The organism is Pontibacter sp. LHS2 (assembly GCF_058932845.1).
The window spans coordinates 862,499-873,985 of sequence record NZ_JBZYWG010000001.1; the positions used below are offsets into that span (position 1 = coordinate 862,499).

General features: G+C 47.0%; 12 protein-coding genes. 4 read left to right on the forward strand and 8 right to left on the reverse strand.

Annotated elements, in window-relative coordinates:
- Positions 1-157: 157 nt before the first annotated feature.
- Both AC5FX6_RS03735 and AC5FX6_RS03740 read left to right on the forward strand, forming a co-directional pair.
- Positions 158-586 carry an Xre family toxin-antitoxin system antitoxin gene (locus AC5FX6_RS03735; RefSeq protein WP_493595685.1) on the forward strand — a complete coding sequence of 143 codons (429 nt, stop codon included), beginning with the start codon at positions 158-160 and terminating at the stop codon, positions 584-586.
- Positions 583-1,044 (forward strand): RES family NAD+ phosphorylase, encoded by a 462-nt coding sequence (locus AC5FX6_RS03740; RefSeq protein ID WP_493595686.1) that lies wholly within the window; start codon positions 583-585, stop codon positions 1,042-1,044. Before AC5FX6_RS03735 ends, AC5FX6_RS03740 begins: the two co-directional genes overlap by 4 nt.
- 7 nt (positions 1,045-1,051) lie before the next feature.
- Here AC5FX6_RS03740 and AC5FX6_RS03745 read toward each other — a convergent pair whose 3' ends face one another.
- The gene (locus AC5FX6_RS03745; RefSeq protein WP_493595687.1) at positions 1,052-2,431 is read right to left on the reverse strand and encodes an MBL fold metallo-hydrolase RNA specificity domain-containing protein; all 1,380 of its coding nucleotides are present in this window, start codon (positions 2,429-2,431) and stop codon (positions 1,052-1,054) included.
- Between the two features lie 165 nt (positions 2,432-2,596).
- Here AC5FX6_RS03745 and AC5FX6_RS03750 point away from each other — a divergent pair, with 165 nt between their 5' ends.
- Positions 2,597-3,856 carry an alkaline phosphatase family protein gene (locus AC5FX6_RS03750; protein ID WP_493595688.1) on the forward strand — a complete coding sequence of 420 codons (1,260 nt, stop codon included), beginning with the start codon at positions 2,597-2,599 and terminating at the stop codon, positions 3,854-3,856.
- A 78-nt stretch (positions 3,857-3,934) separates the two neighbouring features.
- On the opposite strand, the gene AC5FX6_RS03755 is transcribed toward AC5FX6_RS03750, so the two are convergent.
- Both AC5FX6_RS03755 and AC5FX6_RS03760 read right to left on the reverse strand, forming a co-directional pair.
- Positions 3,935-4,531, reverse strand: coding sequence for a hypothetical protein (locus AC5FX6_RS03755; protein WP_493595689.1), 597 nt, complete (start codon positions 4,529-4,531; stop codon positions 3,935-3,937).
- 284 nt (positions 4,532-4,815) lie between these two features.
- Positions 4,816-4,938, reverse strand: coding sequence for a hypothetical protein (locus AC5FX6_RS03760; protein WP_493595690.1), 123 nt, complete (start codon positions 4,936-4,938; stop codon positions 4,816-4,818).
- 79 nt (positions 4,939-5,017) lie between these two features.
- Here AC5FX6_RS03760 and AC5FX6_RS03765 point away from each other — a divergent pair, with 79 nt between their 5' ends.
- Positions 5,018-5,416: a hypothetical protein gene (locus tag AC5FX6_RS03765; RefSeq protein ID WP_493595691.1), complete on the forward strand. Its 399-nt coding sequence runs from the start codon at positions 5,018-5,020 to the stop codon at positions 5,414-5,416.
- 47 nt (positions 5,417-5,463) lie between these two features.
- On the opposite strand, the gene AC5FX6_RS03770 is transcribed toward AC5FX6_RS03765, so the two are convergent.
- The 5 genes from AC5FX6_RS03770 to AC5FX6_RS03790 form a co-directional block, all read right to left on the reverse strand.
- Complete coding sequence (locus tag AC5FX6_RS03770; RefSeq protein ID WP_493595692.1) at positions 5,464-6,561, reverse strand: N-acetylmuramoyl-L-alanine amidase family protein; 1,098 nt, start codon at positions 6,559-6,561, stop codon at positions 5,464-5,466.
- Between the two features lie 149 nt (positions 6,562-6,710).
- Positions 6,711-7,328 (reverse strand): hypothetical protein, encoded by a 618-nt coding sequence (locus tag AC5FX6_RS03775; RefSeq protein ID WP_493595693.1) that lies wholly within the window; start codon positions 7,326-7,328, stop codon positions 6,711-6,713.
- Positions 7,329-7,425: 97 nt separating this feature from the next.
- On the reverse strand, positions 7,426-10,326 hold the full coding sequence (locus AC5FX6_RS03780; protein ID WP_493595694.1) for a PD-(D/E)XK nuclease family protein: 2,901 nt from the start codon (positions 10,324-10,326) through the stop codon (positions 7,426-7,428).
- A 111-nt stretch (positions 10,327-10,437) separates the two neighbouring features.
- Positions 10,438-10,860 carry a VOC family protein gene (locus tag AC5FX6_RS03785; protein WP_493595695.1) on the reverse strand — a complete coding sequence of 141 codons (423 nt, stop codon included), beginning with the start codon at positions 10,858-10,860 and terminating at the stop codon, positions 10,438-10,440.
- Between the two features lie 57 nt (positions 10,861-10,917).
- On the reverse strand, positions 10,918-11,472 hold the full coding sequence (locus tag AC5FX6_RS03790) for a DUF4287 domain-containing protein (protein ID WP_493595696.1): 555 nt from the start codon (positions 11,470-11,472) through the stop codon (positions 10,918-10,920).
- Between the last annotated feature and the right edge of the window lie 15 nt (positions 11,473-11,487).

Below are 11,487 nucleotides of genomic sequence, written 5' to 3' on the forward strand. Positions count from 1 at the left end.
TTTGTCATATTATCCAGTTTGGCACTGGTATAGCTCAAATTCGGGAGATCATTAGCAGCAAAAACAAGGTATTGGCCCCGCTTAGAATAAAATTAATATATGTAAAGTGTCGTCAAAATAACGACACATTTCGTATATTTGAGAAAAGGATTTAATTATGGGCAAGGCACTTAAAATAAACAGCGGGATCAGCTACAGTCTCATCGATGACCGGGATGTTTTCATGCTGATCACAACCGTGCGGGAAGGTATAAAGTACGCTACCTTTCAAAACATTGCCAACAAAATTCCATTCAGCATAGGGGAGTGGTCGGAGTTTTTGCACCTATCAGAGCGCACCTTCCAGCGCTATAAGAAAGAGCAGCGTAAGTTTGACCCGTTGCACTCCGAAAAGATTCTGGAAATTACATTAGTCTATAACAAAGGGGTAGAGGTGTTTGGTGAGAAAGAGGATTTTGATGCCTGGCTGGAAGCAAAAAATGTAGCCCTCGGAGGTATACGCCCTAAAGAATTACTGGACAGCACATTTGGCATCGGTCTGCTACGCGACGAGCTGACCCGCATTGAACATGGTGTGCTGGCATGATCGTATACCGGCTCAGCAGAAAGCAGTATAGCAATGACCTGTCCGGCAAAGGTGCTGAGCTGGCAGGGGGACGCTGGAACAGTAAAGGCACAGCTGTACTTTACACTAGCGAATCCATTGCCTTGTGTACTGTTGAAATAGCCGTGCACATGCCACTTGGCATTGTTCCCAAAGATTACCACCTCGTCACCATTGAGCTCCCCGACGATGCTGCCATGGGGGAAATAAAAGAAAAAGATATTCCAGCCTCATGGAAGTCATTTCCGCACAGCAACGACACTCAGAAAGTAGGTGATCGCTACGTAATGGATGGAGCCAATCTTATACTCAAGGTGCCCTCTGCTACCGTACAGGGCTCTTTCAATTACCTCGTCAATCCGCGTCATCCAGACTTTCACAAAGTCCGGATTGATAAAGTGGAGCCTTTCGCTTTCGATAAGCGTCTGTTCGTCAAGTAGCTTGCTTTTAATGCAATTCATAGGTTGTTCCCATTTCAGCTATGGTGCAGCCCCATCCTAGCGTGTCCGTTATTTTGAGCCGAAGCGCTTCCAGCGCCTGTGCTTCCCCGTGGTTGAGGTATACATGTAGAGGGGCCTCTTTCAGATGGCCGAGCCACCACAGTAGGTCAGCCTGATCGCCGTGCGCAGAGAGTGATGAAATTTGCTGAATCTCAGCTCTCACCTGATAGTAATTACCCTGCATTTTGATTTCTGTGGCTCCGCTCAGGAGTAGACTTCCGCGTGTGCCAGGTGCCTGATAGCCAACCAGCAGCACCGTGTTTTTCGCATCATCCAGCAGTCGCTCTAGGTAGTAAAGCACGCGCCCTCCTGTTACCATGCCACTACCAGCAATCACGATCTTAGGTCCTGGTTTGTCGAGCACACGCAAGGTCTGTTCAAAGTCACGTATGACATGCACATCGCGCATCATCGTGTGGCACTCGGCATCACTTAAGCTATGCCAGTCGCGGTGGTGCAGGTATAACTCAGTCACGTCAATGCCCATCGGGGTATCCAGGTAGATCGGTATGGGAGGTATGCTGCGGTCTTCACGTAGTGTGTTCAGGACAAGCAATAGTTCCTGCGCACGCTCCACCGCAAAACTTGGAATAACCAGCACACCCCCTTTTTCAACTGTATGGTTCACGTAGGCCTGCAAAGACTCGTAGGCCGACGCTTGCCCGTGCAGTCTGTCACCATAAGTAGATTCCAGCACAATATAGTCTGCTTCCCGAATACTAGCAGGCGGCTCCAACAACAAGGGCTGTCGACGGCCAATATCTCCTGAGAAGATAATCGTTCGCCCCTTACACTTGAGTTCAATAAAAGCGGAACCCAGAATATGACCGCTCTTACGAAAGCAGAATTTAATATCCTCATTGACGATTACCCATTGATCAGCGTCATGCGTCTCAAACAATGGCATTGTCATGTCAACGTCACCTGAGGTATAGAGTGGTTTGGCAGGGGTGTGTTTAGAATAGCCTCTGCGGTTAGCTTCGGCAGCGTCCTCTTCCTGTATCCGGGCACTATCCCGCAGTATGATTTCGGTGACGTCCCGTGTTGGTGTGGTGGCGTAGATGGGGCCACTGTACCCATTCTTTGCCAGTACTGGCAAATAGCCGCAATGATCCAAGTGTCCATGCGTAAGAATAACAGCGTCTAATTCTTCGACATTCAACTGCAGTTTCTGCCAGTTGAGCAGGCGCAATTGCTTTAATCCCTGAAACAGACCACAATCGATCAGTACCTGGTGTTTATCTGTTTTGAGCAGGATTTTAGAGCCGGTCACAGTACCGGCACCACCCAGAAAGGTCAGTGTAAAAGGAGGGGCTTTGTGCAGCATCTGTTTTTTATTATGTGTTGAGACAAGGTAGACAATACTTCACTATAGAATAATGACCAATGTTTCTTTTTTAAATTTAAATTTCTAAAAGTCTTGGATACGACTTAACAGTTTTTTAAAACTGGCGTGTTGGCGGCCCTCCTGCATTTGGCTTATCTTTGCTACATGAAACAGATTTTCATTTTGCTAGTCTGCTTGCTCTGGCAGGGAGTGGCAATGGCACAAGTAGACACAGTGCAGCGTGTTATCTCTGACAGATATAACAGCCCGGCACAGCAAGATAAACCTTATGTTATTCTAATATCAGCAGATGGTTTCAGGTATGATTATGCCGATAAATTCGACACCCGATTCCTTAAATCTGCACGAGCGCAAGGTGTGGAGGCGGAGTCTATGTTACCAGCCTTTCCTTCTAAAACCTTCCCCAACCATTATTCAATTGTGACGGGGCTATACCCTGCCAGCCATGGCTTGATCAATAATTACTTTTACGATCCGCAACGCAAAGAGCACTATACCATGCGCGACCGTAGCAAAGTAGAAGATGGCAGCTGGTATGGCGGTACGCCACTTTGGGTACTGGCGGAACAGCAAAAAATGGTAGCGGCCAGTTTTTTCTGGGTTGGCTCTGAAGCACCCATTCAAGGTATACTGCCCACCTATCACTACCAGTACAGCGAAGTAATGCCAATCGAGCGCCGTATTCAAACGGTTGTAGACTGGTTGAGTCTGCCCGAAGAGAAGCGCCCTCACCTGATAACTTTTTACTTGCCCGAAGTAGATCATGCCGGACATCGTTACGGTCCCGATGCACCTGAAACCAAACAGGCTGTATTTGAACTGGACAAAAACATGCAGCTCTTAACTGAGGCTGTTGCTAAAACGGGCTTGCCGGTGAATTATGTTTTTGTTTCGGACCACGGCATGCTACAGATAGATACCAAAAACACCTTGCCTTTGCCAGCAGCTATTGATACAGCTAAGTTTATGGTGTCGGGTGGGGGTATGGTGGTGGAGTTGCACGCCAAAGATAAAAAGGCTGTTAAACCAACCTACCGCAAGTTGAAGAAAGAGGCAAAAGAGTATCAGGTATACAGAAAGAAGAACATGCCGAAACACCTGCGCTACGGTGCCAAAGACGATAAGTATGGGCGGGTAGGAGATATACTTTTACTGTCAGATGCTCCGAAGGTTTTCCACTTTTCATCCCGTCCGCCTCACCCTGGCCAACACGGTTACGACGCGACCAAAGTGAAAGAGATGCATGCTACCTTTTATGCCTGGGGACCCGCATTTAAACAAGGCGTGAAAGTCGACACTTTCGAAAACGTGGATGTATACCCATTGATTGCTGAAATATTGGGTTTGCCATACAAGCATAAAATTGATGGCAGCAGACATTTGCTTGATAAAGTATTACGATGAGCATAAGTCATGTCAGAATTAAAAAAAGTAAAGCCCGCTCCAATTCTCTGGAGCGGGCTTTACTTTGAATATAGCGGCTTAATTACCTGCAGGCAGATAAATCTGTAAGCCTAGACTAATGGAAAGACCAGTAGAAGATCCACCAAAGTCTACGTTAGCATTGCTACGGATCAGGTTAAGCATACCTTCTAGCGCTACGTTTCTCGCTACAAAGTACGCATAGCCACCGCTAACACCATATACGCGTGAAAAAACTGAATCGCCATCACTGTCTTCTTCAGAACTACCAGCTATACCTACAACGGCTTCACCAAAAAATCTGCCGGTAGGAGAGGCTCCCTCAGGGAAATAGTAGCGGACAAATGGCGTCACACCATATCGGAACGATTCGCCACCACTGTAGATAGACAAACCTAACTGCGCCTGAGCACCGATCACTGCATTATCACTGATAAAATAGCCTGCTCTGGGAGTTAAATCCAAGCTGAAGGTTCTGGACTTGAAGTTATGACCAACATTGGCAACACTAGCGCCAACAAGCCAATTTCCCTGTTGTATAGCATCACTAGCTACCGGGGCTGACGTTTGAGGCCGGGGAAGGTCTTCCACATCCTGCGCAAAGACATTGGTTGATAAAAAAATAATTAAAGCTGAAAGTAAATAAATTCTTTTCATAGTAGTAGTCTTTAATAGTTCGCAAATAATTGTACTTATTGTATTGTAATGTTCCTATAATTATTAACGAAGGGCATTCTCTTTTGTTTAAAATAGCACATAAGTTGCTTTCAATCAATCGGCTATACCATGAGGCCTATGTTAATTAAATTGCATTTAGCATCCGCATAAGTTAGTGAATGGGATATACAATTGAGTTAATGCTTTCTGTGTTCAAGTAGAGATAACATACAGCCTATTTAACTGAAACAACAGTCAGGATATTCGCATTGTCAGCAGTCCTGTCAGGCAAACTTTATGTCGCGGATTACGATACCGCTCTTTGGGTAGGTCGGCATACGCTCCAGGGTATAACTGAAATCCTGTGGTGGAACCTGATATGTGATCTTATTCACTAAAATCCCCATGAGATGAGTTTAAACCAATGCAGTATGCGCACTTAGCTAAATAAAGTATTATTTGTTAAAATTTAATTCATATAAATAGATGCATAATAATGTCATCCTACACCGCTTTCAGGAAGGGGAAATGAATCAGAATTTTAAGACGAAAGTGCTGAAAGCTTTTCCAAGACACCGGGAGGTAACTGATGCGGGTTTCGAATACATTGGAGTAGCAGGTGGAGAAGAGCCCGGAGTAGTGGACACGCTCAATGGTATCCTTAACGAAATGGGCATTGGCAGGGAAGGGTTCTTTGGGCAGAACGATTATGTGGCGCTGTACTTCAGTCGGGATAAGGACGATGACGATGTGAAGCGGCAATTACTGATCGGGACGCAGGATATGGTAGACAAAGACGCTGAAACGATGTCAGCTGATGCACACCGCCATGCGATCCTAAACCTACTGAAAGTTGATTACGCAAAAGCACAGCCAAACAAATAAGGTCTGTAAATAAGAGAGGCAGCCGTAAAATTCGGCTGCCTCTCTTATTATTGGGCCGTGTAGTCGCTTAGCAGGCCTTCGTAGATCCAGTTGGCGAGGGCCTGCCTGTTATCGGGAATCACAAAGCGACGTTGATCTTTCACATTGCGGATATTTCCGAGCTCAATGAATACGGTAGGCGGGTGGCTGTACTTAATCACGTACAGACTGCTCCGCTGCGTTACATTACCGGAGTAGTCGCGGTTGGGTTGGTAACGTCTGTATTTGTTTGTGAAAGTCTGGTGAATGTTCTTAGCTAGCTGCTCCCCATCCTTGCTGTTTTCGTGGTGGTAGAAGAACACATCGATGTTTTGGCTTTCGCTGCGGCTGTCAACGTGTATAGCCAGCATGCGCTGATAGGAACCCTTGTGCTTCAAGTATAAGTTGTTAACTGCATTCGTTCGCTGTCGTAGTCGCGCACTATGGTTGAGCGGGATCGGTTGGTTAGGGTAAACCACTTCATTCCGGTCCATTTTCAAAATTCCCTCGTCACGTATTCCGTTCTCCGGGTCCTGCACGATCATATACACGGTTGCACCATGCTCCATTAGCACGCGGGCAAGACGAATGGTTACATCATAGGCATATTCATCTTCTGCGAGATCATGGCTGCCATACTTGCCCACCGCACCCGGGTCAGGACCACCATGCCCGGAACTTAAATAATACACTGCTCCCTGTAGCTTGTTTGACTTTACTTCCACACGCGCATACCTGTCCCCAAACAAAGGCATTTCAATCATCCGGGCGGCCACCTTGGCTGGGCCGGCACTTGATTCGCTTCGTGTTTTACTGGCCTCTGTGGCGACACGTGTATTGTCGCTGACAACAGTCGTATTCTCGGCTGAGGTAGCGCCCTCAGGCAAGGTGTACTCTTTTCCGGCAATCAGGCCATTGTCTTTGCCAAAACGCTCTTTATTCATCTCCACAAACTTTTGAAGATGCTCGGAAGGGTTGAGGCCGTGGCGGCGTAACAAGGTATAAATTCCGTCACCGGGCATTGCTACAACCTGCAGGTTAGCGCTTTGACCGAAGGCGGTTAAAGTGAATACAAATAAGAGAAGGGTGATAATGGAGGTACGCAATGCAATCAAATTTATCGGCATGTGTTAAGAATCCGATATTACTAAAAATGTATGAAGTATAAAAGACCCGTTGTGGGATCAACGCATAATATCGGAAGCTCTATATACGGGCCTTGGGATTTTTTACTTCATTATTTTTGATTCATTGCAAAACACGCCCTTACAGACTTTTACTGCACACGATAATTTTTGAGTTCATAGCGGCGCATCAACTTGTCAGAATCGGCATAATACCAGTCAGTTCGGATCATACCGATCTCTGGAACTACATATTCATTAACCCAGGTTGTGCTGAGAGAGGAAGAAGATTTTTGAGAAGTTTGTCTTTCAAAACTGAATTCTATTGCTTGATTTGCATGTGGCGAATCCGGTACAGTTACAAGGCCTGCTGTCCTTCTGTGGAAGATCCACAAGGTATAATTGGGATACTCATACCCGTATCCGATGCCAGACATATCCGGACTAGGGTAGGTGATGTACTGCTCTCTAGCGTCCTTTCTGTAGTGCACGTAGCCATCCTTGTCATTGCGGACAATCATCCCATTATTCATAATGTACCAGGTTGTTTTGTTGATCAGGGTGTCTTTTACCACTTGTCTTCTGAACATGCTGGTTGACAATACAGCCCCATCAGAATTGTAGTCTATGAGTTCATATACCCATTCATTGCCAACCTTCAGCGGCACGATGACTTCCACCGGTTCTATTTCTTCTTCTTTATCACAGGAAAAGAAGCATAGCCCCAAGCACAGAAGGGCGACGGCTTTGAATAATGGCTGCTGTTTCATAGGAATATAGGCTATCTTATAGTTGTAAGATGCTAAAAATCAATGAGTAGTTGCATGCTTTGCTTAAATAATATTATAAAAGTCAGATATAATCAACTTAACGCGCACAAATTCCCCTATACGGACAATATTGGCAGATCTCCAGCTCTTTTGTTTTCCGGATTACTTCATTCGGATCAAGCAATTCCTGAACGAAACTGGTGAGCAGCTTCTCAGAAGAAGTGATAAAGTCTTCCCCGGTAGCCTGCTCAAAAGGGAAGTCTGCTGTCAGGACCCCGGCATCAAGATTGCGGAACGACAGTATTCCTGATTTTGCAACGATACGAGTCGGATCCAAATGACCTGCATTACGGAGCAGTAGCTCAGGTTTTTGCTCCAGGTTACGCTGCAGGATGTACTCATAGAGCCACAGCTGCCGTGCCTTGTCGTACTTGGGCGATGTGATAAAGTGCAGTTCTACATCATCCGGCTTCACGTTCACCTGGTTGCGTTCCACTTTGCCGGTCTTGTAATCGATCACACGAAGCTCCGTGCCTTTCAAGTCGATGCGATCAGCCTTACCGGCTACTTTTACAGGTATAAGTTCATCGCCAACCTGCACCAGCAAGGTAGTTTCCAGTTGCTCTTCCAATCGCAGCACATAAAGTGGTAATTCATCATCTGAGCTTAACAGACTTTCCAGGTACTTCTCGAGCACTTGCACAGCTACTTTGAAAAGCAGGAAGTTCATGCCGCGCTCCGGTGTCGCGCCACGTGTCACTTTCTTGAATTCATCCTCCACCTTGGCCGGCAAATCCTGCAGCATCTGCGATACATGGGGCTTTTCAATTGGCTGGCCATTTTGCTCAAAAGGCCTGAAAAAGTCCTCTAGCACCTGGTGCACAATGGTACCGAACTGGTCTGCCCCGAGCTGTTCTTCCACTTCGTCGATCTCCCTGATCTTGGCGATGCGGCTGAAATAGTACTGCAGTGAACAGTTGATGTACATGTTCAGATGAGATGGGTAGAGGCCGCGCTTCAGTTCCTGCCGCAACTGCTCCAATGTCTGAGCATCTTTGTGGATAACAATATCTTCGTCGTATGTTTTCTGATCACGCAGCTCCACCGTAGCGGTCAGATCCCGAAATCTGATCTTGGGGTTACGGAGGGCCAGATCGTTTTGCAGCTGTAGAATAAAACGGCTTTTCTCACCTGAGCCATAGGTGTCGGATGGCAATACATAGAGCAGGTTCACGTTTTTGGCCCGCTGCAGGAGGCGGTAAAAGTTATAAGCCATGGCGCCTTCCGACTCGGCATAAGTCGGTAGCCCAAACTGCTTGAGCACATCAAATGGCATCAGCGATTCGTGCCTTTTAGGAGCAGGCAGCGTGTTCTCATTCACCGACAGGATGATCAGGTTCTCGAAGTCGAGGGCACGGGTCTCCAGCATACCCATGATCTGCAGATCCGAGATGGGCTCACCACTGAATGGCAGACGCTGCCGGCCAATCAGTTCGTTCAGGAACTTACGGAAACTGCGTACCGAGATCTTCTGCTCCCGACAATCGAAGATGGTGTCGAGTCGCTTGACGATGGTATAGAAAATGTAGAGGTACTCGGTTTCAATGGTGCTGGGCTGATGACTGTACATTTTATGCAGCAAGTCGATCAGCTGGTAAAGCGAAGCAATGATGTCGTCGCAATCGCGCCAGGATTTGAACAGCACTTCAAAGAGCGGTTCGTGCTTGCCCATTTTCAACAGGTCATTAGCCGTGATCAGCACGCGGTTGTCCTGCACGATCCGGTCCAGCACACGCTGCACAAAACCGTGCAGTTCCTGCTTGTCAGGCTGCTCGTTCAGGTATAGCTCATACCTGCGGATGAAAGGGTGGGAGAGCAGCTTGGTTACCGTCAGGTGATGATACTGGTATACCTTGTAACCAGACTCCTGCAGTTGTGTCACACCCGTGAGGTGCACATCAAAGAGCAGATCGATGAGGTTATAAAGCGGCGTGCCCTTGAAGCTGAGGCCCATCGTCACGTTATAATTTGCCACCTCATTAGGTATAGAATGCAACACGGGAAGCAGAAGTGTCTCGTCAGGCAATACAACGGCTACCTGAGCGTGCTTATCCCGCTGCCGGATTTCCTGTATCAGCTGCCCAGCCAGCTTGCCCTGCATGCTCGCATTGGCCACTCCGATCACGTTGATCTCTTTCTCGTCCGTGAGCAAAAGGTTTTGCTGCCATCGCCATTCCGGTAAATTCCAGGTGCTCTTATACCTGCGCAGGAAGCTGCCAGCCCGGTTGGGTGTACCTTCCTCCATATAAAAGTCATCAGAGTCGAACAGCACTTCCGCTTTGTTGTGTTTGAGCAGTGTACGGATGATCTTCTCCTCAGAACTTGTAAGAGCATTGAGACCAATAAATAGATACTGTGCACATTCAGGTGACTTAGCCAGTTGCTCTATGTTATCGGACACGATCTTGAACGCCATACCTGTATAAGCCTGCTTTCGCTCATCCAGGTGGTTCTTTAGGTTGTGATAGGTCTTCTCAATGTTTTCCCAGAGGCTAAAGTACTTTTTGACAGCTGGCGTCAACTCCTTGCCTAAGTTAGCCGGATCCCATCGTTCCAGGGCCTTGGCCTCGCTTACATAGTCAAACAACTTACCGGTGTCCACCAGGTTCTGGTCAATGCGGCTGAAGTCGTCCAGCAGGGTACTACCCCAGGTGATGAACTGGTCGAAATCAAGATTGGGGTCCTGTTCCCGCATCAGATCATAGAGCTCAAGTTGCAGGTTGATTGGCTCTAACACATCTACTCCCGCCAGCCTGGTGATGAAATCCTCCATACCTGACACTTCCGGAGACCAGATCGGCTCGGGAGCAGCCTGCGCCAGTGCATTCTTGAAAAAGAAACTCGCACGACGGGACGGCAGCACAATGCACAGCTCGCTGATGTTCTCTTTATACTTTTCGTAAACGTACTTTGCCGCTAGCTCTAGGAAGGTCTGCACTTTTTAAGGAGAGATTAAGTAATTGAGTGATGGAATGAATCGTTGATACACGATATCGATAGGTAGCGATTTGTAACTACAAATTATCGAACGTTCTAACTTCTTAACTTTTTAACTCAAAACCTTTCCGTCTTCATCCATTGGAAGAAAAGGATTGAAAGCGATCTCCCAGAGGTTATCATCCGGGTCGGCGATGTAGCTGCTATAGCCACCCCAGAATACTTTTTCGGGTTGCTTGAGCACACGGGCGCCTTTGCCGGCAAGTTCCGCCACCAGTTCGTCTACCTCTTTTTCAGAGAGCACATTATAGGCCAGTGAAAAGCTTTTAAACCCTTTGCCATCAGCTTCCAGACCAGCATCGTCTGCCAATGATTCCTGAGGGAACAGTGCTAATTGCAGGTCATTTAACTGAAAGAAAATGATGCTTTCAGTGCTGCTCTCAAGTGGCTGCCATCCGAACACTTGCTGGTAAAATTCTCTTGAGCGCTGTAGGTTCTTAACACCTAGCGTAATTAATGTAATTCTCTGTTCCATATGCTACCTCTGCTGTTTTACTTATCTCTTTTCAGCTAATGCAATACCTGTATTCTCTTATTTTGCTTCTTCGTAAGCCGCCTTCAGCCAACCGATCAGTTCTGCGTCAACATCCACTGCCTGCTCCAGTCGCACGCGATGCGAGCACATAGCATTGAAACTACCAGAGTTTTCGAGTCTGCCTACTGCTTCTTTGCCTTTCAGGTTGATACCTACATCCAGCCTGGTTTTAGTGGATGGCTGTATCAGAGCAAACTGCTTTTTGCTGCGCACGCTGACGTAGGCGTTTTTAGGAGCCAGTTCTACATCATCCCCAAACTGCTTGATCTGGGCAACAAGGGCTTCATATATGGGCAGGAGTTGCTCTTTTCCTTTGTACTGTTTTTCAACCAGATCCTCAGGTTTCTCAGTTGAACCAGCATCGCTACCCTTTGCCTTGAGCGCTACCATATTAGCAAAGCCATGGGTAAAGTCATGATCGGTTTTCAAGAATTTCACAATCTCACCGTGTTTCTGGAGACCTGTACCGTGCACGATCTGTATCCATTCTTCGAGTGATTTTCCTGTATTCTTTTGCAGGTTATCGATCATCGTTTGTGCTGCTTTGTCCATGCGAATGTTTGTTGG

What these genes read in the sequence shown, in the direction of transcription:
- AC5FX6_RS03740 (WP_493595686.1), top strand. Translation starts at nt 583, where the DNA reads ATGATCGTATACCGGCTCAGCAGAAAGCAGTATAGCAATGACCTGTCC.
- AC5FX6_RS03775 (WP_493595693.1), bottom strand. Translation starts at nt 7,328, where the DNA reads ATGAAACAGCAGCCATTATTCAAAGCCGTCGCCCTTCTGTGCTTGGGG.
- AC5FX6_RS03750 (WP_493595688.1), top strand. Translation starts at nt 2,597, where the DNA reads ATGAAACAGATTTTCATTTTGCTAGTCTGCTTGCTCTGGCAGGGAGTG.
- AC5FX6_RS03745 (WP_493595687.1), bottom strand. Translation starts at nt 2,431, where the DNA reads ATGCTGCACAAAGCCCCTCCTTTTACACTGACCTTTCTGGGTGGTGCC.
- AC5FX6_RS03755 (WP_493595689.1), bottom strand. Translation starts at nt 4,531, where the DNA reads ATGAAAAGAATTTATTTACTTTCAGCTTTAATTATTTTTTTATCAACC.
- AC5FX6_RS03760 (WP_493595690.1), bottom strand. Translation starts at nt 4,938, where the DNA reads ATGGGGATTTTAGTGAATAAGATCACATATCAGGTTCCACCACAGGAT.
- AC5FX6_RS03785 (WP_493595695.1), bottom strand. Translation starts at nt 10,860, where the DNA reads ATGGAACAGAGAATTACATTAATTACGCTAGGTGTTAAGAACCTACAG.
- AC5FX6_RS03790 (WP_493595696.1), bottom strand. Translation starts at nt 11,472, where the DNA reads ATGGACAAAGCAGCACAAACGATGATCGATAACCTGCAAAAGAATACA.
- AC5FX6_RS03765 (WP_493595691.1), top strand. Translation starts at nt 5,018, where the DNA reads ATGCATAATAATGTCATCCTACACCGCTTTCAGGAAGGGGAAATGAAT.
- AC5FX6_RS03770 (WP_493595692.1), bottom strand. Translation starts at nt 6,561, where the DNA reads ATGCCGATAAATTTGATTGCATTGCGTACCTCCATTATCACCCTTCTC.
- AC5FX6_RS03735 (WP_493595685.1), top strand. Translation starts at nt 158, where the DNA reads ATGGGCAAGGCACTTAAAATAAACAGCGGGATCAGCTACAGTCTCATC.